A 24868-nucleotide genomic window follows, 5' to 3' on the forward strand; every position below is an offset into this window, starting at 1 on the left:
AGGGGATTAAATAAAGGATTAAATAGTATAAATATTTGTGTAAGTATTTATATAAGTATAATGGGGGCTATATTTTAGAGCACTCGTAATTTTTATTTTTTATATTAACAAATTGACTTTTAAGTGTTTTAAAATCTGGAATATAAGCATAACCGCTAAGCGTATCTATAACAATACAAAGAACATGCTTTTTTGATAACAAACGTATAATGCAATCTGAATTATTCTTTGCTAAAGTTTTTTCATATGCATAATTGGCATTTTTTAACGGAGAATACACTCTGCCCATTTCATCAAATACTAATCTAGTGAATCCTGAACAAGATCCTTTAAATTCAACCTTTTCTATTCCGAATCTTTTTGTAAGATTAAATCTTTGTGTAGTTTTTTCATCATCTTTACTAATAACTCCACTTTGACCTGAATTCATTAATTTGTTATAATTGATTACATCAACAGCAATTTCTCTATCTATATTGATTTCAGTTTTACCTAAATTAGCATTTCCATCGCCATTTTTATCCAAGAAAATAGTATATGTTTGATCATAACCTGTGGCAGCTGATTTTATAAAATAAATCTGCCATTTACTTTTAAACCACTCTCTTTTTGCGATAGCCAACTCATCAACTCTTATGCCTTCTTGCATCATGGCTAAACTTTGGGTATATTGGATATCATTAAGAATTTGTATTGCACCTTCTAGTAGATTGTCTTTTTTTAAGTAAAGACTGCCTAAATTAAAAACTATACCTAAAATGAGAATTATAAACACAAATTCCAACAAACTGAAAGCTTTAATCATAGTTTAAAATCTGATATACTTTTTCATATTTTCCAAGTTTTACTTTAACAATTTTTTTGTCCATATCATGCTTATCGGCTTGTTTTAAAGCTTTTAAATAAAACTTATTGCTATTTTTTATTCCATAAAATCGTAATCTTTTTTGCAAACTTGGGGCTGTTGCAAGCTCTAAAACATCTTGTTTTTTTAATTCTAGCGCCAATTCTTTAGCAAAATGATAATTATTGGCAAAATGACGATTTGGATTGTTTATAAAATAATACAATAATTGATTAGCGACGATTAAAAAGTAACAAAATATCAAAAAAATTATAGAACATTCTATAAAGATTTTATACCTTAATCGAAAAACTGGCAATCTCACTCTATAACTTTGCATTAAAGTTTTTATAAGCAAAGGAGTGCAAATAACACAAAAAGGCAAAAAATCATCTAAAAAAAGTTTTTGTCTTAAAGAAAGCAACAAACAAAATACAAATGTTACGCTCATTAAAAACCATAATAAATTTTTATATTTTTGAAAAGTCAAACGATAAATAGTATAAAAAAAATACACAAAAACCAAAGGAGAAAAACATGCAGCAAAAATTCCTAAGGTATCTAAAAAATAACCTCTTGGACGACCACCTGTATCAAAACCATAAAAACTGATACTCGCTCCAAACAAAACAAGAGATAAGGTAAATAAAATAGCATTTCTTTTATAAATCCCAAAAAAGAAAAAAGTTAAAAATAAAATATTAAAAGATTTATCAACAAATAATACTATAATCAATAATATATAAAAAAGCCATTTTTTTTCATATTCGTAAGCACATAATATAGCAAGGGTTAAAAAAATCACCAAAGATGCGGCATTAACCAGCAAAGCACTTGCAACAGTACCCGGCAATAAAACAAACAACAATAAAGAAAAAAAAGCATCAATTTTAGTTTTAGTATATTTTAAAGCTAGCAAATACGAAAGCAAGCAACTTAAAAAATGAAAAAATAAAAAAGGAAGCCTTAAACCAAAATCATTTTGCCCAAAAATAAAAGTTCCAAAATGAGATATATAATAAAGCAAACTATGGAAAAAAATAAGTGATTTACCCTGCTCACCAAAATAAATATCAGCTTCATCAGTACTAATACTCAGTGTTGAAATTCCATAAAGCAAAGCCAACAAATCAAGACTAAGTAAAATGGTGATAAGTTTATAATTTTTGATTTTTTCCATAATGAAAATTTTACAAAATTAAACTTAAAATATCAATGCAAATCATATAAATATCAAATATCTTAAAAATTAACATCAAATTGATTTTAGTTTTTATAAGTATAATTTTAAACAAAAAAGGCAAAAATGCAAACTATTAATCAAATTTTTCAAACACAAATCGATATTAAAAAATCTATTTTCTTATCTTTTCTTTGCCCTTTTAAAGATTTTAAATTTTTAATAGAAACGCTAAAAAAAGAGCATCCAAAAGCTGTTCATTTTGTCTATGCTTATCGTGTTTTAAATGATTTTAATCAAATTGTAGAAGATAAAAGCGATGATGGAGAGCCTAAAGGAACTTCTGGAATGCCAACTTTAAATGTTCTAAGGGGCTATGATCTTATCAATGCGGCTTTAATCACTGTAAGATATTTTGGCGGTATAAAACTTGGTACAGGGGGACTTGTAAGAGCTTATAGCGATGCAGCAAATGCCGTGATTAATAATTCTTCTTTACTTTTATTCGAATTGAAAAAAAATATATCCATTGCTATTGATTTAAAAAATTTAAATCGTTTTGAACATTTTTTAAAAACTTATTCTTTTAATTTCACAAAAGATTTTAAGGATTGCAAAGCTATATTACATATCAAATTAAATGAAAAAGAGGAGCAAGAATTTGAAATTTTTTGTAAAAATTTTGCACCTTTTGAAATAGAGAAATTATAAATTCTTGCAAGTAAATACAAAAGCTCCAAAATGGAGCTTTTGATTAAATTGCGTTCAATAAATCATTTAACAAAGTATTATTCTTACTTTGTTCATTTGCACCTTGTTGCACAAGATCATTGTGAACGCTAGCACTTTGAGCTCTCATAGACAACTCGCCTTCATTTTGTCTAAAACGATAAGCGTAAACATTTGACATTTGAGCATAATTACTTAAATTTGAATTTGAGTTTTGCGCATTGCTTTGAAAACTATTGCTAGAATTTAAAGCATCTCCGCTTGACTTCTCATCCGCCTTATTTAATATATCCATAAAATCAGAATTTCCAGATGAAAAATAATCTTCAACCTGTTTATCCACCTGTTTATACTGACCACTAATAGCATCGTATTCATACGAGCTGATCGTTCTATAATTTACCTGCATAGTTTTCTCCTTTCAAAATATGCAAAAACTATACAAGCAAAAAGTGTTCCTTTTTTATGCAAAAATTAATGTTTTTCAATCATGATGAGTAGGCAAATGCTCCACATCAAGCTCATTATTAGCTATAAATTCTTCCTTGGCTTTTTTACAGTTTTCATCACGCATTTTGCGGTATTCATTGCGAATCGTGATTTCTTTATCGCTTAGAGGTCTATCTTCTAAAAAACTAATATGAAAATAAGTATCATCGCTCTTTGAATAAGTTTTATAAAAATCTATATAATCAAAATAATCCTTGCCATTATCAAACTCTACGACCTCTTCTATATAAATCGTAGGTCCAAAACCCTTGTGATTTTGCGTATAGTGCCCAAAACCTGCGCTGTATTGAATTCTAAATTTAGCCATCATTTTCTCCTAAAAATTCTTGATAAGTTCCACGAAAATCCGTAAGCTTACCATTTTCTAAATGCCAAATTCTATTAGCAAAAGCAGAAACTAACTCCCTATCGTGGCTGATACAAAGCACTACACCTTTGAAATTATACAAAGCTTCACCTAGCGCAATAATACTTTCAAGATCTAAATGGTTATCAGGCTCATCTAAAAGCAAGAAATTTGGACGCTCTAGCATTAAACGAGAAAGCATTAAACGATGTTTTTCACCCCCACTTAAACTTGCTGCCATTTTTTCTTGATCGCTGCCACTAAAAAGCATTCTACCTAAACACTTACGGATTTCATCTAGATCTTTAAATTTTTCACTCATCAACCATTCATAAAGTTTCAAATTTTCACAAATTAAATTACTTGTATCTTGAGGAAAATATCCAAGCTCTATAGTCGCCCCAAGATGCATAGATCCACTATCTGGATTTATAGCATGGGCGATGATTTTTGCCAAAGTACTTTTGCCCATACCATTTGCCCCGATCAAAGCGATTTTATCATTTTTTTCTATTTTTAGCTCCAAATTTGAAAACAATTGTTTATCATAAGCCTTGCCTATACCTTTAAATTCTAAAACTTCATTACCTATTTCACGATTGGTTCTAAAAACTATGCTAGGATCTCTACGACTTGAAATTTTAATCTCTTCAAGCTCTAGTTTTTCAAGTGCTTTAGCACGGCTTGTGGCTTGTTTTGCCTTAGAAGCATTTGCACTAAAACGGCGAATGAAATTTTCTAATTCTTCTCTTTCTTTTAAGGTTTTATCACGTTTAAGCTCAGCTTGTTTTGCCAAAAGCGTTGAAGCCATATACCAATCATCGTAATTTCCCGCAAAATCACGAATTTGTTTAAAATCCACATCTAAAATTCTTGTGCAAATTTTATTTAAAAAATGCCTATCATGAGAGATGACAACCAAAGTTCCTTCATGTCTTAAAAGTTCATTTTCAAGCCAAGAAATCGCCTCTAAATCAAGGTTATTTGTAGGCTCATCTAAAAAAAGCACATCAGCGCCCAAAAATAAAACTTGAGCTAGTAAGACTTTAAATTTATCCGCACTTTGTAAGGTGCTCATCAAAGCATCAAAATCTTTAATCTTTAAAGAACTTAAAATTTTTTCACAACGCGTTTCACAATCATAATTTGGATCTTCTTCGGCCGTTATTATCTCAAGCTCACCTAAACGCTCATTGATCTCATCTGTAAATTCCTCGCTCATATAAAGCTTTTCTTTTTCTTTTAAGGCCTCATATAAACGCTTATTTGCACACATCACTGCATCTTTGATGGTGTAGTTTTCAAAGGCAAATTGATCCTGTCCTAAAACTGCGATTTTTAAACCTTCATCAAATACTATTTCACCACTACTTGACTCAATTTCTCCTGAAAGAATTTTTAAAAAAGTCGATTTTCCCGCACCATTAGCACCGATAAGTCCGTATCTTTGTCCTCGAACAAGCTTTAAATTCACATTTTCAAATAAAAGCTGATTTGCAAAACGCATAGTAAGATTTTTTACTTCAACCATGATTTTCCTTAAATTTTTTACTTATAAAAATTTTTAAGAAATTGTAGCGAAAAAGGCTTGAATTTTTAATTTTAAAATTAAATTTTTTGATAGTTAAAAATAAATTCTATAATTTTATTATAATTTTGTTTTTTAATTTTTTTATAGACTAAAAATAAATCTACTCCCCACCAAATAATGCCTAATAATAGAAAAATTCCAAACAACCCGAAAAAATTTCAGAAATATCCAAGTTAGAATCATTTTCATAGCTAATTCCTAGTATCAAAAATAACACACAAGGAAATAAAGATAATATTATACGCAATATTCCTAATGCATAGTCTTTTATCATAAATCTATCGATTGCCAACCAACCTAAACTTAAAAAACCACATATCATACTCATAATTAAAGGTTTTATAGGATCTTGAAGTCTTAAAAATACCAAATTTGATAAAGCTTCTTTTTTATTTTGTAATTGTTCAAACTTAAGCTTTAAATTGAAAAAATCTTCTTGATTTATTTTATCTTGTATATTTAAAAGAAAAACATTATAGTCCATATCCAGTCTCCTCAAAATTAACTTTTTAAGGCATTTTTGCCTTAAAAAGTTATCTGGTAATTTCTACATATACCATACCATCATCAGTATATCTAGCAAAATACTCGATCCAAGCATCCCATTTGTAAGGGCGAGAATCAATACTTCCATTTGCTTTTACTTGAGCTTTACAATACTGTGTTTTACTTTCCTTATCGGTTAAATCGCTCATAAAACCGCTATAAGTAAATTTCAACTTTTTACGATCAATCTCAGTTAAAACATTTTGTACATCTTGATCACTACATTTTGGAATACCGCTACTACAAGCACTCAAAAATACTGCCAAAATTCCAACAAACATAAATTTCGCATTAAAACATTTCATTAATTTCCTCCTTTTTTGTTCACCTAAATAATATTTTAGTTTCTCTTCATCTGTACCAAGTCCACCATTTTACTTGTAATCTCTAAAAAAACCTGTGCAATATTTGAAGCAACAGACAAAATATTTAAAAGCAATTTTCTTTATTGCTTAAGAATTCTAAACCTCACTTGCCACAAAAACAAAATTTACTAAAAACTTGATAAAAATATTTTGCAAACTTATTTTTGATTGTTTTTCATAAAACTCGAAATTATTGTATAATATTTGCAATCTTTTCAAAATTTTGTTTTCTTAATTTTTTACCCACTAAAAACATATCTACAATCCACCAAATCCAATTAACAAGCCACAACAAACCATATATTATCCCTAAAGCACTATATGTAATCATTAAAATACCGCAAAACATAGCTACAATTGTAACTCCCAAGCGTATAAGCCCTAAAACCCAATCTCCTATCATAAAACGACCCACTCCAAAAGCACCAAATAAAAAAGTCCCTACCCAAAATACTAGAGCGGGACTTTTTAGCTTTATCATTGGAAGCTGTGCTACTACTTCTTTTTGTTTATCCTCATTTAAGCGATCAAATTTCTCTTTTAGCATCACGGTAGATGTTGCATCTTTTGGCAATTTATCGCCAATACTGAAAAGAACCGAATTGAAATCCATAACTACTCCTTGAAAATTAAAAAATATCTCGAATTATTCCATGCTATAACTTAATTAATATTGAAATATTAAATATATTTTATATAAAAGATTGAATATTTCAAGTGTTTTTAATAAAGAAATTTTAATGTAAAATTTTTTAAAGGCTAAATTTTTAAGGTAAAAAATGACAAAAAAGAGCAAGCGTGATATGGCATATGAACTAGACATTGATGTTAGCACTTTATATAATTGGAGAAAATATAAACCCAATTTATATCGTATTGTTATGCTTGGCTTTAAATTTGATGAACTTTTAGAAAATAGTAAAAAAACTCATGAAGAATTACTTCATATAGAACAAACTATACAAGATGAGATTGCTAAATTTAAATAAAGTCCACTTTTAAGCTTTTTTCTATACAATTATCACTTTTATTAAAATCAAGGATTTGAAATGTTTTTATTAGATTTTTTAATATCATTGAGTTTTATTTTTGAAATTTCAGCACTTGTATTATCCTTTTACTTTAAAAATTCAAGAATTTTCTTTTTAACTTTAGTGCTATTAGGAGCTAAGTTGCCTTATTTTTATACAAGTTTTTTTCAAGCTAATTTATTTGTGGCTTTGTTTTTACCTATGATTTTTACTCTATTTTGCCTTGGAAAACACCATGCTTTAATTTTAAGTAAAAAAAATATCGCTTCAATTACAACCCTTATTTTTATAGGCGTTTTAAGCATCATTTTACCTAGAAATACTACTTTTAATAGCGCTGGTTTAGAATTTCATTTTATTGCATTAGATTTTTTTAAGCCTGTGAGTGAATTAGGATTTTTATTTTTTTTAGTCGGCTTAATACTCATTTTTATCAAAACTTTTAAAACTAAAGAATATTATCTTATTATCGCATTTTTTGCTGCATATTTTCAGTTTTTATTCCAAGAAGGAGCAGGAATAAGGTATTTTGAATTTGCAAGTTTAGTTTTTTGTTTTTATCTTTTAAATCACGCTTATAAATTGGCTTTTTTTGACATCTTAACAAAACTACCTAATGAAAAAAGCCTTACACGCTTTACAAAGGGAAAAAACAACTATATCATTGCCTTGCTTCATTTTAATGAACTAAAAGATACTAAAGAAAGCTATGCCAAACTCATCTTAAAACAAATTGCAAAAATTTTAAAACGCTTTAGAGCAAAAATTTTCATCGTAGACAATGATTTTATTTTAATTTTTAATGATAAAAATCAAGCTTTAAATCATCTTGCTTTTTTAGAATCCACCTTGAAAAACACGGAATTTAATTTAGAAAATGAAAATTTTAAACCGGATTTTAAATTGATTTGGCAAGAAAGTGAAGGAAATTTGGATAAAAATTTACAAAGTCTAAGAGCAAGACTCTTAGACTAAAAAATTATTTTTCGTTTGCTTCAACTTCGATATTTAAATTAATATCATCGCTTAAAGTAATAGTTGAAGTACTTGTCGCGAATTTAAAATCAGAGCGTTTGATTTTTCCATTTAAAGAAAAACCTATTTTTTCTTTTCCATCTTTGCCTTTAGCTACACCGCCGATTTCAGTATCCAAAACAATATCTTTAGAAACTCCAGCTATAGTTAAAGTTCCCATCATTTTGCCTTTTTCATTATCGATTTTTTCATATTTTTTCATTGCAAAAGTCATATCAGGATATTTTTTTGCTTTGAAAAAATCATCTTGTTGTAAGTGATTATCTCTTGTTTGATTTTCTGTATTTACAGATGCGATTTTTATAGTTGCATCAAGCTTTTTAAACTCAGCACTCGCAGGATCAAAATCAATCACCGCAGAATAATCTTTGAAATTTCCTTTTACATTGCTAATTTGTAAATGTTTGATTTTAAAACCTACATCTGTATGTGCTTTATCTAAAGTATATTCTTTAGCAAACAAACCTGTGCTTAACAAAGACACCGCAACCAATGAACTTAATAAAACTTTTTTCATTTTTTTCCTTTTTTTATAGTAATTTTCAATATAAAAATTTTATTAGATAAAACATAATAAATCATTAATAAAAATTAAAAAATTTTACTATTTAAAAATTTTACAAATTCTTCAAATTTAGGCAAATCAAGCTTTATTGCTTCTCTTTGCTGTTTTCCCCACATACACTCTGGAAAAAACGCATCTTCTTTAAATCTTGCCATAACATGAAAATGCACCCTTGGCACATAATTTGCAAAAGAGGCGATATTGATTTTTTCAGGTTTGTAAAATTCTATCATAGCCTTTTCACAAAGTAAAATTTTTTCAAAAAGTTCTTTTTGCAACTCTAAAGGACAATCGCTAAATTCTTTATAAATTTCTTTAGTAAAAATTTTAAGCCAAGGCACTTGAGCCTCCTCTTTCTCTATATAAATCAAATCATTTTCATAAATCATTACATTCCTTTGAAATTGTATTTATGATTATTTTACAAAATTTATCAAATTTTTAAGTCAAAATGCGTTAAAATTCCTAAAATTTAAAAAACAAAAAGGAGGATAAATGCAAATTAGTTCAAGTTATAACTCTTATGATTACTACTCTAGCAAACCTTCTTTTGATAAAACAAATCAATCTGATTCCACTCAAAAAGATGAAAAAAATCTTAGCGAAAATAAAGATGATAAAGAAAAAAATGGCGAACAAACCCAAATGGTTAATGGCGTAGAGCTAAGCCAAAAAGAAGTAGCTCAAGTTCGCGAACTTCAAAGTATCGATAGAAATGTAAAAGCTCATGAAGCTGCACATCAAGCAGCGGGCGGCGGCTTAGCAGGTGCTGCAAGTTTTACTTATACAAGAGGCCCTGATAATCAAATGTATGCTACAGCGGGCGAAGTTCCTATCAGCATGCAAAAAGGAAACACACCAGAAGAAACTATAGCCAATGCAAGACAAATCGCAGCAGCAGCTATGGCTCCTGCTGATCCTAGCCCGCAAGACTATAAAGTTGCAGCAAATGCTTCAAAAATGGAATTTGAAGCAAGAGCTGAAGCAATAAAACTTAAAGCCGAAGAAGCCAAAGAAAAAGAAGAAGAAAATAAAGAAAAAGATGACAAAAATTCAGAAAATAGCTTAGAAAAAACAGATAAAGATTCAAAAAACAACGATAAAAATTCAAATTTTGATAAAGATTTTAAAAATTTCATAGCCAAAACTTATCAACAAAACTCGCAAAATAACGACATTAAATTCAATATCGCATCTTAAAATTCTTAATTTAAATAAAAAAAATTATGCCAATCTTCCTTATAAATAAAGCTTTGTTTTAAAACTAAACGGACATGTCTAAAAATTTATCTTTTTTATTATCTGCTTTATCTGTATTTGTAGAATTACTTTGCTCTTCTTTTTTGACTTCTACTTTTTTTGTACCTTCTTGCTGTTCCATAAGCTTTAAAGTATCATATATTTGATGAACTTCCTTAGGCATACATTTATGGAAACGATGACTTGAATTTGCAATGTAAAATATTTAACATTTTTTATCCTTTTTATAATTTAAATTTTTGCATTTTCAATACTTTCATCTCTAATTTTAGTAAGTGTCTGCAGGGGATTATTTCCAAAATATCTATTAAAAGAACTTAAAGTAATCATCTTGCATACCACCCTCCAAGAGCAGACTACATTTGCCTTTTTGTATAATTGTAGTTTGAATAAGAATTTACACCATTAATCATTTTTGCCTTCCTTGATATTATATACTATATCGGAAGAAAATTAAAAATTTATAATCTTGAGAGTTTTCAAAAACTCTCAAGTTATTATCAAGCTAAGCTTTTTCCACTTTTATGATATTTTAAAATACCTTCAGCACAGCGATAAGCCAAAGCTCCCACAGTATCAGTTGGATTATATCCACTATTATGTTGGAAATTTCCTGCTCCTACAACAAAAAGATTATCCGCATCCCAGTGTTGTAAATAAGTATTAACCACACTAGTTTCTCTATCTGCGCCCATGGTTGTTCCACCTGTGTTATGAGTAGATTGATAAGGCACAACGCTATAATCCTTAAGATAAGCACCTTTTTTGATTGATTTTACTCCTTGCATTCTTTTTGCTACCTCAGCTGTTTTATCTGTGATAAATTTATGCAAAGCTCTATCTTGATCGGTGAAATTATAAGTTAAGCGTAAAAGTGGCATACCAAAAGCATCTTTATAAGTTGGATCAAGACTTAAATAATTATTCTTATGAGGCAAAGAAGCACCTTGTCCTCCTACTGTAATAGCTCTTGTGAAATTATAGTTTAATGCTTTCTTAAATTCGGCACCCCAAGTTGGAGCTCCTGCTGGAAGTGGGGCTGATTGTATAGGGCGAGTTCCAAGCTGAACGCTATAAATCATAGCTCCATGAAGGAATTTTTCCTTAGAATGATCAAAATTATCTCCGTTAAAATCATCACTCGTAGTTCCTAAAGCACCTGAACCCATGAAGGTGTTAAATTGCTCATCAAAGAAAGCTGTTGTACCCATGTTCATTTGATAACAATAATTTCTACCTAAAGTTCCTTTACCTGTTTTTGGATCGTATTGCTCACCTATGTTGCTTACCATTAAAAGCTTAGCATTGTTAAACATATAACTAGTAAGTACAACTATATCAGCAGGCTGGATATACTCTTTCATCGTTCTAGTATCGACAAATTTTATCCCCGTTACTTTTCCGTCTTTTTTAAGAATTTGCGTTACATTGCTATAAGTGCGTATGGTGTATTTACCTGTGCTCATAGCCTTTGGAATTACTGTGTTTAAAGGACTTGCTTTTGCACCATACTCACAACCAAAACGCTCACAATACGCACAGTATTGACAAGGAGCTAAATCTTGACCATCAGGGTTTGTATAGCCACCTTTAGAATTTGAGGCTGGCAAACGATAAGTGTGTAAATTTGAACTTTTTGCTGCACTTTCAAATCGTTTAAGCATTTTAGTATTTTCAAGAGGTTCTTGTGGATAAGGACTAGATCTAAAAGCCCCCATTTTTTCTGCTAAAGGATTTGGCTCACCTGATACCCCACAGGTTTTTTCAAATTTATCATAATAAGGCTCCATATCCTTATAAGTCACACCCCAATCTTGCAAGGTATAATCATTGCCTAATTTATTACCATATCTTTGTTTGCTTAGGGTTTGAATTTCAAAGTCATAAGGCATAAACCTAAAAGTCCAACCATTCCAATGCACCCCTGCACCACCAACATTATTACCTAATAAAAACGAACCCATTTTACGATAAGGCAAGGCTAAACTACTAGGGTCATGACGAAAAGTCACAGTGTCTTTTGAGCAATCTTGCATCAAACCATAATTAATCCCGTATCTCCACTCATCATGGATAAAATTAAAATTTTCAGTACTTTGCATATGTCCGCGTTCTAAACTAAGCACATTCAAACCTGCTTTGGTAAGCTCTGCAGCCACTATACCTCCAGTCCATCCTGCTCCAACTGTTACTACATCTACTTTTTTTAATACTTCAGACATTTTAACTCTCCATATCTGCTAAACCCATAGGTTCAATGTTAAAAAATTCATCACTTGCAATTTTATCCACATAGCTCATTTGTGCGCCTGGATATTGCATCATTCTCCAACCGTTTTTATTATCATTTCCGCCATAAATTGGATCAGCTAAAACTCCAGCTACTGTCATATCTCTTAAAAGTGTGAAAAAATAAGAAGATTTAAAACCTGTAGTTTGAATTTTTCCTTTTTCAAAATCGCTTAAAATTTTATCCTGATCTCCACCCTTAAGCAAAGAAAAAGATTTTTTATAACGCTTTTTAGCATTTTCTTCAAGAGCATACACGCCTTCTAAAAAAATATCTTTGCGTTGCATAGGGGTTTGATAACCTTGTTCAGCTTTACCCTCCATGAAAGGCCCCTGCATATATTCTCTATCATTATAACCATAAGCACTAGCTAACTGATTATCGATAAAATAAGGCACACCTAAACCTATAGCTCCTTCTCCTTGTTCATCTTTAGGATAAATTCTTTCACAGGCTGCACTTAAGGTATCAAATTCAGTTTGAGTTTGAAAAAACATTCTACCTCTAATTTTACTTGAATTTCCTTGTGAAGCTTGATGCGAATGCGTAAGTTCTGTTGCCTTTAAAACAGCACCGCCACCTATAGTACTAGCTGCTACTACAGAACCACCTAAAAGCCCTAGTTTAAAAAAGCTTCTGCGATCAATAATATTGTCTTGCATTACTTCTCCTTGATAATAACTTAAACAAGACTATATTATTCCTATTGATATAAATTTAACTTTAAAAAGCGATAAATTTTGTGTTATTCTTAATTTTATTTAAGAATATCTTTGAAAGTAATAAAAATAGAACTTTTAATAAAGCTCTATATCTTTAGAATTAAGTTCTTTATAAGCTGCGCAAGCTTCTTGATGTTTTTGATCACAAGCCATACCAAAATATCTTTTTGCCTTTATTAGATCTTGTTTTTCTAGTTGATTATAGCGTCCTAGCAAATAACAAGCCTCACCAAAACCCAAAGTGCAAGATTTAGAATAAAAAGCAAGAGCAGATTTTACACTTGCTTTAACAAGTTCTCCTTTATCATATAAAGATCCTAACTGATAACAAGCTCTTGCATTTTTTAAGTCACAAGATCTTTTATAAAAACTTGAGGCCATTTGTCCATCTTTTTCTTTTTCATAAAATAAAGCTATGTTATTACAACTTAACGATTCTCCTAAAGTGCAAGCTTTATTAAAAGCCAAAAGAGCTTCATTTTTATAACCTTGATTTTGCAAAAGCAAAGCCATATTAGAACACGCATTTGCTAAACCCAATTTACAAGCTTTATCATAAAATTTATAAGCTTGATTTAAATCCTTACTCACACCCTTAGCACTTTCATGCATAAAAGCTAAAGAAAAACAAGCTTTAGAAATATCTTTTTCACAAAGATTCTTAAAAATTTCATAAGCTTTATCAAATTTATTTGCCTCGTAAAGTTTTAAACCCTCTTCTAATTCACTTAATGCAAATAATGAATTAAAAAATAAAAATAAAGCTAAAAATATTCTCATTAATCTTCCTTTATATTTTCTCTAACATTTAAAATCTGCGCTCTTCTTTTTTGAAGTTCTGCTTTTTTAAGATCTAAAAATTTATTTTTTTCTTGGATTAAATTTTGACTTTGTTCTAAGAAATTTTTTGCAATTTTTGTCAAAATAGGCTTATTAATAAGCAAAGTTTCAAACTCATAAACATTTAATTCATTTAAAACTCTTTCATAAATTTCGCTTTTTTTAGGATAAAAAAGTACGAATTCAGAACTATCAAGCTCATAAAGAACACGACTTTCATTGATTTTACGACTAAAAAATGCAAGGCTTAGTTTCGTAGCATTTTCATAATTTGTAAAAGCCTTAAGATTTAATTTTTCAAAAAATAAATCAAGCTCTAAAATGCTTTTAAATAAAAGTTCTTTAAAATCTTTCAAAAAGTACTCATCGCTTGCATTACAAAAAGCTCTTAATTCGCTAAAATTTTTATCACTTTGGAAAATGTGATCTTTTTGTATGTTTGAAAATTCTGCTTTAAACAGCAAAATTTCTCTTTCAAGTATGTTTATAAAGTCTTTTAATTTCATCTTGATTTCTTCAAAAGATTTATAAAGTTCATTTTTGATTTTTTTAAACTCTTTACTCATCACATCACTATTATAAAACATCGCCAAAAAAGCATCGTCACTTGAAATATAAGGCGCTTTATAATCATATCTTGTATATAAATCTTTCTTTAAAAATCCTTTGTTTTCTTTGTAAAAATAAGCATCTTTTTCCTTAACACTTGCAAAAATTTCACTAGAAATTCTTTCGCTAATGCTTTTAAGCTGTTCTAAAATCTGATGATTTAAAATTTCAATCTCTTTTAAAAAATTTTCATACGCTAAAAGTAAATGCTTTTCATAATTTTGAAATTGATTTAATAAACGATCAAAAATACCTACAAAAAGTTGATTTTCATCTTCTAAAATTTCGCATAAATTTAAAATTTTTCTTTTAACAAATTTTTCTTTTAAAGCTGTTGTATCTAGCTGAGTTAAAAAATCAAGCAAAGATTGAAAATTAGATTTTTCATAGCTTTGCTCATCTTTAGCTTCTTTGCAAGAAATGGCAATAAGCTCATCAAAATATTTTAAAAATACACTTTTTGCATAATTTAAAACATTATCTAGTTCTTCTGTGCTTAATTTATCTTTTTGATTTAATACACAAATGCTATTTTCTCCTAAAAGTTCCAAATTTGCTTTTATGGCATCTTCTTCACTTTTTTTACCTGCATTATCAATCAAACTTAACCAAATCGCCCCATGAATATTTTTAAGCTCATCAAGAGTTGTTAAAGTATCATTTTCATTTGCATTTAAACCTGGAGTATCTACAAGAGTAATTTTTTCAAGTAAAGGAATAGGTGCAAAAATATGCAAACTTTTTGCTTGTTTTACTTCATTTCTTTGATCCGTATAAAAGGCTAATTTTTCTATATTTGTGATAATATCACTTCCATCTTCAAATTCTACTCTTAAAAAATATTCTTTTGCATAGCGTAAAAAAGTAGGTTTAAAAGTAACAGGAACAACACCCGTAGGCAAACAATCACACCCTAAGATCAAATTTAGCAAACTTGATTTACCACTTGAAAACTGCCCTATAATAGCGATATTAACATTCTTATCCAAAGAAAACACAAGTTCTTTTAATTCATTTTCTAAAGCATAACTTGCGTGCATAAAAGGCTCATTAAGTTCCTTACAAAGCTCTTGAATACACCCTTTAAAACTATCATCAAAACTCACACTATAAGTATTTTCATAGGCTTTTATAAAATCATTTAAAAGATTAATCTGCATTTAAAAGCCCCATTTCAAGTTGTTTTAATTTTTCAATTTTTTCTAAATTTTCTTCAAAAGAATTTAAAATATTAGCATCTTGATTTTTCAGACTCTGTAAACCTTTTTCAAGACTTTCTAATTTTGATTTTTGATTTTTTTCATAATGTTTTAATTTATCATTTAAAAACTCAAAAAATGCTCCATTGATATTTAAAGAGTTTAAAATTTCGCTCATTTTAAATTCTTTAAAAGTATCAAAAATAACCGTATCTAAATTCGTTTCAAGCTCATATAAATCTGATTTTAGATTACTTAATTTTTCAATTTTCAATCTTAAAAGTGCAAATTTTTCGCTTTGAAAAATACTATCTATATTTTTTGAAATTCCATCTTTAAAACCTTCAAAACCATTGTCAAAATCATCTTTTAAAAAATTATATTTTAAAGATAAATTTGTTTTAAGCTCCTCGATTTTTTTAATATTTTCAAATTTAATTTCTCTTAAAATATCATTAATCCCATCTTTTGTGGTAATATCAACTATATTTAAAATACGAGAAAGATTAAGCTTTTGTGCATTATTTTTCAAATATTTAAACTCATCTATCAAGCGTTCTTTTAATTTTTTAGCCAAAAGTAAAACAAGATTATCTATGCCACTATCTATATTTTTAAGTTTTGCAATGGAATTTGAAATTTCATCTTGTGCTTCTTTTAATAAGGTGTTTTGCTTTTGAAGTTCAAGTAAAAGCTTTTGATTTTCTTCACTTACACCTTGTTTATTCTCCTTAATAAGACGATTTTGCATTTCATATTCGCTTAGAATATTTTTAAGCTCTAAATGCAATTCTTTTTTGTAAGCTCTTAAGGCAATCTTACTTTTTTCTCCTGCATAAAGCTCGTTAAAAAGATAGTTTTCAACTTCTTGCATACCACTTTTTTGCAAGCTTTCATTAGATGCTAAACCTTTATAAAAATCACTTGCCATTTTAGCGCTCACACATAAAAAATCAATCTTTTCCACTAAATTTTCATCTAAATCCACAAGTCTTGATTTTAAGCTTTCCTTGGTATAAACAATGACTTCTTCTAAATCCTTTTTGCTTAACAAATCCGCTTTAGTTAAAACAATTAAAAACTTACTCAGCCTTGAGTTTAAAAGACAATGCACCAAAAAGTCTGCATCTTTTTGAGTTAAGCTTTGAGAAGCATTCATTAAATGAATTAAAAAATCACTTTCTTTAAGATACTCATTTGTAACAATTTCTCTTTGAACTACAACATCATCAAGTCCTGGAGTATCAACTATGGAAATATTATTTTTTAAAAAATCTAAATGACTTTTAATTTCTATTTTTTTAATTAAAGCTGAAATTTTATTTTTAGCTGAACTGAAATTTTTAAGCTCACAAAGTGCGATATTTTGTATTAAAGGTTTATCTTTGATAAAATCCTCTATATTTACACTCTTATCCAGCTTGTCGATAAATTCTTTTAAATCTGCATTAAAGTGCGAACTTTCAAGTATATTTTGCCATTCTTTTTTATCCCAAAAATATATCTTTGCTTCTTCACTCTTGCCATAACTTAATACTGTTAAATTAGCTGTTTCAGGTATGTTTGAAACCCCCAAAAAATCTTCTTTTAAAAGAGCATTTAAAAGACTTGATTTTCCTGCATTCATCACGCCAGTGATGGCTATATTAAACTCTAAATTTTGAAATTTTTCCAAAGTTTTTTGAAGTCTTGATTTTAAATTTTCATCAAAACTTAGCTTTTGAAGCTCTAAATTAATGGTGTTTAATTCTTTAAAATCATTTTGAAATAAAGCTTTTTGATCTATACTTTGAACTTTTTCTTGTGAAATAAAATCAAGCATTTCGGTATTTTTTGAAATTTTTTCTAAAATTTTTAGAGCCTTAAGCAAATCTTGCCTTGGAATAAAACCTGATTTAAAAAGATTTAAAATACAAATTTGAGCATTTTGTATACTAAAAATATCCACTCTTAAATCAATTTTTTTGCAAAGCTCTTGAAATTCTTTTAAGAGAAAATATCTTTCATAATTGTCTTTATTGACACTTAAAATAATCGCGCACTCGGCTGTATCAAGTTTGCTTTTATCTTGAAATTTAGCATCAAAATTTAAAAATTGGAGTTCATTTTGCCAAATTTTTTGGAATAATTCTTTCATAATCTTCCCCTTAAAAAGGGGAAAGATTTATTTATTTCTTTGAGCGACAAGTTGTCTTCTCATATAAGCAATTTTACTTTGCAAAGGTAATTCTTTAGGGCAATTATCTTCACAAGCAAGCAACGACATACAACCAAAAACACCATCATCATCGCCTACTAATTCATAAAAATCTTCCACACTTCTATGGTCATGCGGATCTTGTAAATATCTAGCTGTTCTTAAAAGCCCTGTAGCAGCTATGAAATTTGGGCGCATAAGTTTAGTTGCACAAGAAGCTACACAAATTCCACACTCTATACAACGATCAAGTTCAAAAGTTTCATCCGCAACTTCTGGCTCAATACGTTCTTCAAGTTTAGAAATATCAGTTTCTTTTTCATTATGCACCCAGCTTTCAACACGTTTACACATGTCTTCAAACCACTCGCCTGTATTCACGCTTAAATCTTTAATGTGTCTAAATGCAGGCATAGGCATAAGCTCTATCACTCCATCAGGATAATCTTTAGTCAAAGTTTTACAAGCAAGTTTTGGCACTCCATTAATCATCATTGCACAAGATCCGCAAATCCCTGCACGACAAACAAAGTCAAAACTCAGATCCGCATCCATTTTTTCACGGATTAAAGTCAAACATACAAAAACCGTCATAAAAGGAGTTTCTTCAAGCTCATAAGTCACAAAATGTGGTTTAGAAATTTTGCTTAAAGGATTATATTTAAATGCCTTTATTGTCAATTTTCTACTCATAATCAACTCCTATTCTTTGGTTTGGTGCTTTATATTTAGCTTGTAATTCATAAGGCATTAAAGCGTTTTGAATTTCATAACGACCTTTGCCTTCAGCTTCCATTTTTTCACGTATTGCATCCACTTCAGCTTGGCGTTTTTCACTTAAAGGATTTTCTATAATATTTCCTTTAGCTCCATATCCACGGAATGCTGGTGGAATTTCCATTTTCATAATATCAAGCTCTTCGTATTCTATGCGTGGCAAGGTTTCGCCTTCTACCCAAAAAGTATTGGTTCTTTTCATCCAATTTAAATCATCTCTTTTTGGATAATCTTCTCTATAATGCGCCCCACGACTTTCTGTTCTTAAAAGCGCTCCATAAGCTACGCAAAGTGCTATTTTTAACATTCTTGGCACTCTATACGCTTCTTCAAGCTCTGGATTTGCACAATCAAGTTCTTTACAATGTACTTTAACATCTTGAGAATCTTTATAAAGTTTTTCAAGTTCATCTACTGCTTCTTTCAAACCTTCACCTGTTCTAAAGATGGCCACTTTATCCCACATGATTTCTTTCATTCTGTTTTTGATTTCAAAAACATTATATTGACCTTCTTTATCTACTAAAGATTTTAAATATTGATACTCTTTAGTTAAGAAGTCTTTTACTACATTTGTATCAATTACTTCACCATTATTTTTACAATAATCTGCAAAATAATCTCCCACTATCATACCTGCTACAACAGTTTCAGCACATGAATTTCCACCCAAACGATTAAAGCCGTGCATATCCCAACAAGCTGCTTCCCCACAAGCAAAAAGTCCTTCTAGCCATTGACTTTCACCTGTTGGCTTAGTTCTAATTCCACCCATAGAATAATGCTGCATCGGAAGAACTGGAGCCCAACCTTTTGGACCTTCATCTGCTGGATCAATACCATTAAAAGTTTTACAAATATCTTGTACATCGCGGAGATTTTTTTCCACATGAGCTCTTCCAAGTATAGAAATATCAAGCCATAAATGATCCCCATAAGGGCTTTTTACACCTTTGCCTTTACGAATATGTTCCATCATTCTACGACTTACCACATCACGGCTTGCAAGTTCTTTTTTTTCTGGTTCATAATCAGGCATAAAACGATATCCATCCACATCGCGTAAAATTCCACCATCACCACGACAGCCCTCAGTAAGCAAAATACCGCTTGGCACAATAGGAGTTGGATGAAATTGCACTGCTTCCATATTTGAAAGTCTGCAAAGCCCTGTTTCAAGAGCGATGGCTGCACCTGTTCCTTCACAAATTACCGCATTTGTAGTTTGTTTATAAATTCTACCATAGCCCCCTGTTGCTATCATGGTTCCTCTTGCAATATAAGCAATGAGTTGTCCATTAGTTAAATCTCTAGCAATCACACCTAAGCATTTTTTACCATCATGGATAATTCTTACTGCTTCCATTCTATCAATAATTTTTACTTGATGTTTAATAGCTTCATTTGCTACACCATAAAGCATACAATGCCCTGTTGCATCTGCGATATAGCAAGTTCTCCATTTTTTAGTTCCACCAAAATCTCTAGCATTAATAAGCCCGTGCGCTTCTTCTTTTTCTTCAATCACAGTTTTTTGTGCATTGATTACAACAGTTCTTGGACCTTTAGTAACTCTAGTCCAAGGCACACCCCAAGCCGCAAGCTCACGCACTGCTTTTGGCGCAGTTTGAGCAAACATTCTTGCTACTTCTTGATCACAGCCCCAATCACTTCCTTTTACTGTATCTGCAAAGTGAAGATCTTCATTATCACCCTCACCTTTTGCCCCATTTGCTAAACTTGCCTGCATACCTCCTTGCACCGCTGCAGAGTGAGAACGCTTCACTGGACAAATACTTAAAAGTGTTACACTTTGGCCACTCTTTGCTACTTCAATAGCCGCTCTAAGACCTGCTAATCCTCCGCCTATTACTAAAGCATCACTATATTGTATATTCATAATTTGCTCCATTGTAGTTTTTTATCATCGCAGTAGTTTGGGTTTGATTTTGGTAGTTTTTATAACCTATTTTTATAAATGCTGCAAGACTTAACACACCTAAAACTAGGAAGAAAATACTGATTATCCATTTAGCAGTTTTAAGCTTTTTGCGACTTTCTTTTACATTTTTTCCTTCAAACCAACCCCATTTAACACAAAGTCTATAAAGCCCTATACTTCCATGAAGTTCAACACAGACTAAAAGAACAGCATAAAAAAGCCACATAAAATGACTTACAACCCTATCTCCTGACATATCACCACTAATTTTATCTGCATTGGTTACAATAAAAATAAGATGAGCAGAACCTAAGAAAAACATAATAAAACCTGTAAAAGCTTGAACCCACCATAACGAAGTATCGCTGTGATTCATTTTTTTACTGTGTGTTCTTAGTATTTGATACTGACGGTAATTAATAGGAAATTTTCTCATTGCAAGCAAAGCATGAACGAAAAAAACCACTAAAACACAGGCGGCTAAAAATGAAGTAAGATAACTCATAACAGGATTATCGTAAACAAATTTTAATTCTAAAAAATGTACCACAGAATTAAAAAAATCCTCACTGACTAAAATTGTAGAAACAAAAAGCATATGCACCCACATAAAAAGACCTAAAAAAAGCCCTGAGGCGCTTTGGATAAAGTCTAATTTCGCAGGCATTTTACTTTTTTTGCCCTCAATGCTCTTACCCAAATAACCTTCGATAAGCTCACGCATCTTTACTCCTTTGTAAAAAGAAATTAAAAAAATCCATTTCATTATATTACAAAAGTCTTTAAGATAGATTAAATATTTACTTTTTTAAACTTTATACAAATATAAACTAACAAAGCTGTTATAAACATTATAAAACTTAAAATTTGTCCCATACTCATACCCCATAAAACAAAACCTATACCAAAATCAGGCTCGCGATAAAATTCACATATAAATCTTGCCAATGAATAAGCACCAGCATACACAAGAATCAATTCCCCTTGAAAACTTTGCTTAAATCTTGCGAAATAAACTATAATAAAAACAACAATACCTTCTAAAAATGCTTCATAAAGTTGCGATGGATGGCGCAATACTCCATCAACATAAATTCCCCAAGGCACATTTGTAATGCGACCAAAAAGCTCTTGATTTAAAAAATTTCCTATACGACCAAAAACATAAGCCAATGGAACACTTAAAGCAACCAAATCAAGAAAAATCCAAGGATTTGTTTTATATTTTTTACAAAACAATAAAGTAGCTATCAAAAATCCTATAATTGCTCCATGATAACTCATACCTCGAATACCTACAAATTCACCATTAATATAAGGATTAAAAATTTGCCAAGGATGAGTAATATAATACATAGTATTTGCATCATAAATCAAAATATATCCAAGCCTTGCACCTAAAATAACCCCTATTTCAACCCATATAAAATAACTATCCAAATGTTTTTCATTAATGTCTAGTTGAAATTTTCTTACAAAAAATTTAGCCAAAAGCAAAGCCAAAAGCAAAGCTATAACATACATAATGCCATACCAATGTACCTTTAAACCAAAGATGCTAAAAGCTATAACATTAAAATTTGAATAAATATGCTGCCAAAATTCCATATATCTTTCCTAATTTTCTTTTATAAAAATATAACAAAAAAACTTTAACTTGCTATAATTAACACAAACACATTAAATAAAGGTAAAAAATGAAAAAATATATTTTACTTGCTAGTAGTATGTTAATTTTAGCAGCTTGTGGGGGTACAAGTAGTAATTTTGTCAATGTTTCTATGCCAAATTTTAAACCCCAAGTTCCAACAAAGGTTGAACCTATTGATTCTGGAGTAAGCATTGCTCTTGAGCCTATTAATATAGAACAAAATAACAATTATTCTGATTATTTTGAAAATTCAGTGCTTAAAATTCGCATAGAAAAAGAAATTGATCTTTTAAAACAAAATTTAGAAGAGCAGATCAAAACCATCGCTCAACTAAAAGGCTATAAAATAGTTACTACTAATCCAGACTACACTCTTAAAAGTTCAATCAGTATTTATACAGAAGAAAAAAATGCACAAAAAACAAGCAATTTTATGAGTGGAGATTATGTAAAATCCAATTTAGGTATAAATTTTAAAAGTAAAATAGATTTTATAGATGCACACAATCCACAAAATTCAACCAATCTTTCAAGCAGCACCAAACTGGATTCTTTAGTTGCGCTTAACTATCCTATTAAAAATGATGATGGGGTTAATATGTTTAAAACTACTATCTCCACTGTACCAACTCAACTCAATAAAGGTTTAGAGCAACCTGCTTTTGAAATTGATAAAAGTTTTTTAGCTTTTTATAAAAATACATTAAATACACTTTATAACAATCTACCAAAAGCAACAGACATAGGCAAAACTATACCTAATACAAACAGTGGTTTTAATAGTTTTGATGGCGATGCTACCTTTGAAGAAAGCTTACCTCAAGCAAATTCTAATCAAAATAATACAATTGAAAATACGCCTACACAAAATATTCCTACAAATCCATCTTCAACAAATCAAAATAATCAAAGTAAAAATCAAGATGGGGTAGAAATATTTGAATAATAAAACTTGTGAGAAAATTAAACTTTCTCACACAAAAAATAAGTTTTTCTTATGCAAAAAAATAACTATCATTCTACTTTAAAATCAATGCCTGTTGCATTGCATTTTTTATCATCTCTCTTTTATCTCGTATTTCAAAAAAAAGTTCAAAAGCAAAAACTCCTTGCCATAAAAGCATATCAAGTCCATCTTTAATTTTTAAATGATACTCTTTACACAATCTATAAAAAGGTGTTTCTCTGCCATAAATTACCTCAAAAGCAAATTTAGCTTTAAGTAAAATTCTATCTAAAAGCTCTCTATCACAAGGTAAATTTTCATCTTTTAATCCAGCAGAAGTTGAATTTACAACCAAATCAAAGTCAAAATCTTGCAAGTTTTTATAAAGATAAGTTGGATAAGCTAAAAAATCTTTAAATCTTTCTTTACTACGATTAGCTATATACACTTCTACGCCTTTTTGTTTTAATGCATAAGCAAGCGCCAAAGCTGTACCTCCAGCACCCAAAATCAAAGCTTTTTTTATATTATCAAAATCCTTAATAGCTTCTAAAAAACCTAAAGCATCAGTATTATAAGCGTAAATTTTATTTTCTTTTAAGCATAAAGTATTTGCAGAGCCAATATTTCTAGCAAAATCATCCTTCACATCAGCAATATCTAAAGCTTTTTCCTTAAAAGGCAAAGTAATATTAGCTCCACTAAGTCCTAATTTAAAAAAATCTTCTCTTAAACAGTTAGCATTTCTTAAATGATAGCGTGTATAAATGCTATCAAGCCCTAAGGCTTTAATAGCATTATTATGCATTCTAGGCGATTTAGAGTGAGAAATAGGATCGCCTATAACTGCTAAAAATTTCATTTTAAAGTAAAAGAAAAAGCATCTTTTGCAATATCCTTACGGATTTTAGCAAGTTCTGCTGCAATATCTGCCTTTTCAAATGGTCCTATTAAAACCTTGGTAATTTCTTTACCTCCAACTGTAGTTTTATAAAGTTTATAATCATAACCTTTTTGTTTTACAGAAGCAAGTTCTTTTGATTTTTGATCCAAATTACTTACTGAGAAAATTTGCACATAAATACCCGATGCTAAACCACTTGGATGTACAGGTTTAGCATCAACATTTTTAAATAAATCATTTGCATTTTGTTCTTTTTTAGGGGTTTGTTTTGCACTTTCTTTTTCTTTTTTGACAGCTGTTTGTTTTTTTGCTTCTTCTTTAGGTTTTGCAGTTTGTTTTACTTCTTGTTTGGGAGCACTTGCTTGCGGAGTAGTATTTTCTGAAGCAGTTGCTGTTGGTTCTGCTAGAACTTCTTGATCAGGCATAGCAAAATTTGCAGTATCATTGTTATTTGAACTAGAGGTTGTTGTATTTTGTTCATCTTGAAATTGTTTTCTTAATGCCTCAAATTGATCTTCTGCTGAAGTATTATCTGTAATTGGCATACTTTCAAAAGAAGTATCATTGTTATTGTCTTGAGTTGCTATAGGTTCACTTGGCAATACACTTTGATTTTGCGTATTTTCATCACCACTACCATTAATAAGCTTCATAACTATCATAATAGCTAAAAACAAAATAACTAAAGCAATAACTCGTAAAAGAATTTTTTTTACTTTTTCACTTTTATTACTTTTTTCTAAAATAATATCATCAAATTCATTTTTTTGATTTTCCACAATTTGTCCT

25 protein-coding genes and 3 pseudogenes are annotated in these 24868 nt (G+C 29.8%); 5 read left to right on the forward strand and 23 right to left on the reverse strand.

What is annotated here, in order from left to right; genetic code table 11:
- Nucleotides 1–67 precede the first annotated feature (67 nt).
- On the reverse strand, nucleotides 68–805 hold the full coding sequence (locus tag ELQ07_RS03480) for an ATP-binding protein (RefSeq protein WP_134224738.1): 738 nt from the start codon (nucleotides 803–805) through the stop codon (nucleotides 68–70).
- Nucleotides 798–2024, reverse strand: a complete 1227-nt coding sequence (locus tag ELQ07_RS03485) for a hypothetical protein (RefSeq protein ID WP_134224739.1) — start codon at nucleotides 2022–2024, stop codon at nucleotides 798–800. The genes ELQ07_RS03480 and ELQ07_RS03485 overlap by 8 nt, the downstream gene beginning before the upstream one ends.
- 126 nt (nucleotides 2025–2150) lie before the next feature.
- Between ELQ07_RS03485 and ELQ07_RS03490 the strand changes: the two genes are divergently transcribed.
- Nucleotides 2151–2735, forward strand: coding sequence for a YigZ family protein (locus tag ELQ07_RS03490; RefSeq protein ID WP_070316764.1), 585 nt, complete (start codon nucleotides 2151–2153; stop codon nucleotides 2733–2735).
- Between the two features lie 43 nt (nucleotides 2736–2778).
- Here the strand turns inward: ELQ07_RS03490 and ELQ07_RS03495 are convergent, their stop codons facing one another.
- The 6 genes and pseudogenes from ELQ07_RS03495 to ELQ07_RS03520 all read right to left on the reverse strand — a co-directional run bounded on the left by ELQ07_RS03495 (nucleotide 2779) and on the right by ELQ07_RS03520 (nucleotide 6724).
- Complete coding sequence (locus ELQ07_RS03495; protein WP_134224740.1) at nucleotides 2779–3162, reverse strand: hypothetical protein; 384 nt, start codon at nucleotides 3160–3162, stop codon at nucleotides 2779–2781.
- Between the two features lie 75 nt (nucleotides 3163–3237).
- Nucleotides 3238–3573: a hypothetical protein gene (locus tag ELQ07_RS03500; RefSeq protein ID WP_002859498.1), complete on the reverse strand. Its 336-nt coding sequence runs from the start codon at nucleotides 3571–3573 to the stop codon at nucleotides 3238–3240.
- The gene (locus ELQ07_RS03505; RefSeq protein WP_088303935.1) at nucleotides 3563–5140 is read right to left on the reverse strand and encodes an ABC-F family ATP-binding cassette domain-containing protein; all 1578 of its coding nucleotides are present in this window, start codon (nucleotides 5138–5140) and stop codon (nucleotides 3563–3565) included. Before ELQ07_RS03505 ends, ELQ07_RS03500 begins: the two co-directional genes overlap by 11 nt.
- 77 nt (nucleotides 5141–5217) lie before the next feature.
- Nucleotides 5218–5684 (reverse strand): annotated as a pseudogene (locus ELQ07_RS03510) (hypothetical protein).
- Nucleotides 5685–5733: 49 nt separating this feature from the next.
- On the reverse strand, nucleotides 5734–6051 hold the full coding sequence (locus ELQ07_RS03515; protein ID WP_134224741.1) for a hypothetical protein: 318 nt from the start codon (nucleotides 6049–6051) through the stop codon (nucleotides 5734–5736).
- A 250-nt stretch (nucleotides 6052–6301) separates the two neighbouring features.
- Nucleotides 6302–6724 (reverse strand): hypothetical protein, encoded by a 423-nt coding sequence (locus tag ELQ07_RS03520; protein WP_134224742.1) that lies wholly within the window; start codon nucleotides 6722–6724, stop codon nucleotides 6302–6304.
- Between the two features lie 166 nt (nucleotides 6725–6890).
- On the opposite strand from ELQ07_RS03520, the gene ELQ07_RS03525 reads away from it, so the two are divergent.
- Nucleotides 6891–7100: a transcriptional regulator gene (locus ELQ07_RS03525; RefSeq protein WP_002778401.1), complete on the forward strand. Its 210-nt coding sequence runs from the start codon at nucleotides 6891–6893 to the stop codon at nucleotides 7098–7100.
- 60 nt (nucleotides 7101–7160) lie between these two features.
- Nucleotides 7161–8117 carry a membrane protein gene (locus tag ELQ07_RS03530; protein ID WP_002921846.1) on the forward strand — a complete coding sequence of 319 codons (957 nt, stop codon included), beginning with the start codon at nucleotides 7161–7163 and terminating at the stop codon, nucleotides 8115–8117.
- 4 nt (nucleotides 8118–8121) lie between these two features.
- On the opposite strand, the gene ELQ07_RS03535 is transcribed toward ELQ07_RS03530, so the two are convergent.
- Together ELQ07_RS03535 and ELQ07_RS03540 are read right to left on the reverse strand one after the other, a co-directional pair.
- Entirely contained in the window at nucleotides 8122–8694 is a 573-nt protein-coding gene (locus ELQ07_RS03535; protein WP_134224743.1) for a YceI family protein, read from the reverse strand.
- Nucleotides 8695–8768: 74 nt separating this feature from the next.
- The gene (locus tag ELQ07_RS03540) at nucleotides 8769–9131 is read right to left on the reverse strand and encodes an HIT family protein (RefSeq protein WP_002857306.1); all 363 of its coding nucleotides are present in this window, start codon (nucleotides 9129–9131) and stop codon (nucleotides 8769–8771) included.
- Between the two features lie 106 nt (nucleotides 9132–9237).
- Here ELQ07_RS03540 and ELQ07_RS03545 point away from each other — a divergent pair, with 106 nt between their 5' ends.
- The gene (locus ELQ07_RS03545) at nucleotides 9238–9942 is read left to right on the forward strand and encodes a putative metalloprotease CJM1_0395 family protein (protein WP_134224744.1); all 705 of its coding nucleotides are present in this window, start codon (nucleotides 9238–9240) and stop codon (nucleotides 9940–9942) included.
- A gap of 64 nt (nucleotides 9943–10006) precedes the next feature.
- Here the strand turns inward: ELQ07_RS03545 and ELQ07_RS08425 are convergent.
- The 11 genes and pseudogenes from ELQ07_RS08425 to lgt all read right to left on the reverse strand — a co-directional run bounded on the left by ELQ07_RS08425 (nucleotide 10007) and on the right by lgt (nucleotide 22186).
- Nucleotides 10007–10214, reverse strand: a pseudogene (locus tag ELQ07_RS08425) (hypothetical protein).
- A gap of 31 nt (nucleotides 10215–10245) precedes the next feature.
- A pseudogene (locus ELQ07_RS08325) lies at nucleotides 10246–10332 on the reverse strand (hypothetical protein); the annotation flags it as partial.
- 170 nt (nucleotides 10333–10502) lie between these two features.
- Nucleotides 10503–12224: a GMC family oxidoreductase gene (locus tag ELQ07_RS03560; RefSeq protein WP_070316757.1), complete on the reverse strand. Its 1722-nt coding sequence runs from the start codon at nucleotides 12222–12224 to the stop codon at nucleotides 10503–10505.
- Nucleotide 12225: 1 nt separating this feature from the next.
- Entirely contained in the window at nucleotides 12226–12954 is a 729-nt protein-coding gene (locus ELQ07_RS03565; RefSeq protein ID WP_070316756.1) for a gluconate 2-dehydrogenase subunit 3 family protein, read from the reverse strand.
- Nucleotides 12955–13089: 135 nt separating this feature from the next.
- A complete protein-coding gene (locus tag ELQ07_RS03570) occupies nucleotides 13090–13794 on the reverse strand; it encodes a tetratricopeptide repeat protein (RefSeq protein ID WP_088303932.1) in 705 nt (234 codons plus the stop codon).
- On the reverse strand, nucleotides 13794–15623 hold the full coding sequence (locus tag ELQ07_RS03575) for a dynamin family protein (protein WP_070316754.1): 1830 nt from the start codon (nucleotides 15621–15623) through the stop codon (nucleotides 13794–13796). The genes ELQ07_RS03570 and ELQ07_RS03575 overlap by 1 nt, the downstream gene beginning before the upstream one ends.
- Entirely contained in the window at nucleotides 15613–17799 is a 2187-nt protein-coding gene (locus ELQ07_RS03580; protein ID WP_134224745.1) for a dynamin family protein, read from the reverse strand. Before ELQ07_RS03580 ends, ELQ07_RS03575 begins: the two co-directional genes overlap by 11 nt.
- A 27-nt stretch (nucleotides 17800–17826) precedes the next feature.
- On the reverse strand, nucleotides 17827–18552 hold the full coding sequence (locus tag ELQ07_RS03585; RefSeq protein ID WP_002854302.1) for a fumarate reductase iron-sulfur subunit: 726 nt from the start codon (nucleotides 18550–18552) through the stop codon (nucleotides 17827–17829).
- Nucleotides 18545–20536 carry a fumarate reductase flavoprotein subunit gene (locus tag ELQ07_RS03590; RefSeq protein WP_070316751.1) on the reverse strand — a complete coding sequence of 664 codons (1992 nt, stop codon included), beginning with the start codon at nucleotides 20534–20536 and terminating at the stop codon, nucleotides 18545–18547. Before ELQ07_RS03590 ends, ELQ07_RS03585 begins: the two co-directional genes overlap by 8 nt.
- Nucleotides 20520–21302 (reverse strand): fumarate reductase cytochrome b subunit, encoded by a 783-nt coding sequence (locus tag ELQ07_RS03595; RefSeq protein ID WP_070316750.1) that lies wholly within the window; start codon nucleotides 21300–21302, stop codon nucleotides 20520–20522. The genes ELQ07_RS03590 and ELQ07_RS03595 overlap by 17 nt, the downstream gene beginning before the upstream one ends.
- Before the next feature lie 68 nt (nucleotides 21303–21370).
- A complete protein-coding gene (gene lgt / locus ELQ07_RS03600) occupies nucleotides 21371–22186 on the reverse strand; it encodes a prolipoprotein diacylglyceryl transferase (protein ID WP_070316749.1) in 816 nt (271 codons plus the stop codon).
- An 89-nt stretch (nucleotides 22187–22275) separates the two neighbouring features.
- Here lgt and ELQ07_RS03605 point away from each other — a divergent pair, with 89 nt between their 5' ends.
- On the forward strand, nucleotides 22276–23175 hold the full coding sequence (locus tag ELQ07_RS03605) for a membrane lipoprotein lipid attachment site-containing protein (RefSeq protein WP_070316748.1): 900 nt from the start codon (nucleotides 22276–22278) through the stop codon (nucleotides 23173–23175).
- Between the two features lie 73 nt (nucleotides 23176–23248).
- On the opposite strand, the gene ELQ07_RS03610 is transcribed toward ELQ07_RS03605, so the two are convergent.
- Nucleotides 23249–24037: a shikimate dehydrogenase gene (locus tag ELQ07_RS03610; RefSeq protein ID WP_070316747.1), complete on the reverse strand. Its 789-nt coding sequence runs from the start codon at nucleotides 24035–24037 to the stop codon at nucleotides 23249–23251.
- On the reverse strand, nucleotides 24034–24858 hold the full coding sequence (locus tag ELQ07_RS03615; protein WP_134224746.1) for an SPOR domain-containing protein: 825 nt from the start codon (nucleotides 24856–24858) through the stop codon (nucleotides 24034–24036). Before ELQ07_RS03615 ends, ELQ07_RS03610 begins: the two co-directional genes overlap by 4 nt.
- Between the last annotated feature and the right edge of the window lie 10 nt (nucleotides 24859–24868).

Source organism: Campylobacter sp. US55 (assembly GCF_004378955.1).
In the GTDB taxonomy this organism is placed as follows: domain Bacteria; phylum Campylobacterota; class Campylobacteria; order Campylobacterales; family Campylobacteraceae; genus Campylobacter_D; species Campylobacter_D jejuni.

What these genes read in the sequence shown, in the direction of transcription:
- ELQ07_RS03480 (WP_134224738.1), bottom strand. Translation starts at nt 805, where the DNA reads ATGATTAAAGCTTTCAGTTTGTTGGAATTTGTGTTTATAATTCTCATT.
- ELQ07_RS03485 (WP_134224739.1), bottom strand. Translation starts at nt 2,024, where the DNA reads ATGGAAAAAATCAAAAATTATAAACTTATCACCATTTTACTTAGTCTT.
- ELQ07_RS03490 (WP_070316764.1), top strand. Translation starts at nt 2,151, where the DNA reads ATGCAAACTATTAATCAAATTTTTCAAACACAAATCGATATTAAAAAA.
- ELQ07_RS03495 (WP_134224740.1), bottom strand. Translation starts at nt 3,162, where the DNA reads ATGCAGGTAAATTATAGAACGATCAGCTCGTATGAATACGATGCTATT.
- ELQ07_RS03500 (WP_002859498.1), bottom strand. Translation starts at nt 3,573, where the DNA reads ATGATGGCTAAATTTAGAATTCAATACAGCGCAGGTTTTGGGCACTAT.
- ELQ07_RS03505 (WP_088303935.1), bottom strand. Translation starts at nt 5,140, where the DNA reads ATGGTTGAAGTAAAAAATCTTACTATGCGTTTTGCAAATCAGCTTTTA.
- ELQ07_RS03515 (WP_134224741.1), bottom strand. Translation starts at nt 6,051, where the DNA reads ATGAAATGTTTTAATGCGAAATTTATGTTTGTTGGAATTTTGGCAGTA.
- ELQ07_RS03520 (WP_134224742.1), bottom strand. Translation starts at nt 6,724, where the DNA reads ATGGATTTCAATTCGGTTCTTTTCAGTATTGGCGATAAATTGCCAAAA.
- ELQ07_RS03525 (WP_002778401.1), top strand. Translation starts at nt 6,891, where the DNA reads ATGACAAAAAAGAGCAAGCGTGATATGGCATATGAACTAGACATTGAT.
- ELQ07_RS03530 (WP_002921846.1), top strand. Translation starts at nt 7,161, where the DNA reads ATGTTTTTATTAGATTTTTTAATATCATTGAGTTTTATTTTTGAAATT.
- ELQ07_RS03535 (WP_134224743.1), bottom strand. Translation starts at nt 8,694, where the DNA reads ATGAAAAAAGTTTTATTAAGTTCATTGGTTGCGGTGTCTTTGTTAAGC.
- ELQ07_RS03540 (WP_002857306.1), bottom strand. Translation starts at nt 9,131, where the DNA reads ATGATTTATGAAAATGATTTGATTTATATAGAGAAAGAGGAGGCTCAA.
- ELQ07_RS03545 (WP_134224744.1), top strand. Translation starts at nt 9,238, where the DNA reads ATGCAAATTAGTTCAAGTTATAACTCTTATGATTACTACTCTAGCAAA.
- ELQ07_RS03560 (WP_070316757.1), bottom strand. Translation starts at nt 12,224, where the DNA reads ATGTCTGAAGTATTAAAAAAAGTAGATGTAGTAACAGTTGGAGCAGGA.
- ELQ07_RS03565 (WP_070316756.1), bottom strand. Translation starts at nt 12,954, where the DNA reads ATGCAAGACAATATTATTGATCGCAGAAGCTTTTTTAAACTAGGGCTT.
- ELQ07_RS03570 (WP_088303932.1), bottom strand. Translation starts at nt 13,794, where the DNA reads ATGAGAATATTTTTAGCTTTATTTTTATTTTTTAATTCATTATTTGCA.
- ELQ07_RS03575 (WP_070316754.1), bottom strand. Translation starts at nt 15,623, where the DNA reads ATGCAGATTAATCTTTTAAATGATTTTATAAAAGCCTATGAAAATACT.
- ELQ07_RS03580 (WP_134224745.1), bottom strand. Translation starts at nt 17,799, where the DNA reads ATGAAAGAATTATTCCAAAAAATTTGGCAAAATGAACTCCAATTTTTA.
- ELQ07_RS03585 (WP_002854302.1), bottom strand. Translation starts at nt 18,552, where the DNA reads ATGAGTAGAAAATTGACAATAAAGGCATTTAAATATAATCCTTTAAGC.
- ELQ07_RS03590 (WP_070316751.1), bottom strand. Translation starts at nt 20,536, where the DNA reads ATGAATATACAATATAGTGATGCTTTAGTAATAGGCGGAGGATTAGCA.
- ELQ07_RS03595 (WP_070316750.1), bottom strand. Translation starts at nt 21,302, where the DNA reads ATGCGTGAGCTTATCGAAGGTTATTTGGGTAAGAGCATTGAGGGCAAA.
- lgt (WP_070316749.1), bottom strand. Translation starts at nt 22,186, where the DNA reads ATGGAATTTTGGCAGCATATTTATTCAAATTTTAATGTTATAGCTTTT.
- ELQ07_RS03605 (WP_070316748.1), top strand. Translation starts at nt 22,276, where the DNA reads ATGAAAAAATATATTTTACTTGCTAGTAGTATGTTAATTTTAGCAGCT.
- ELQ07_RS03610 (WP_070316747.1), bottom strand. Translation starts at nt 24,037, where the DNA reads ATGAAATTTTTAGCAGTTATAGGCGATCCTATTTCTCACTCTAAATCG.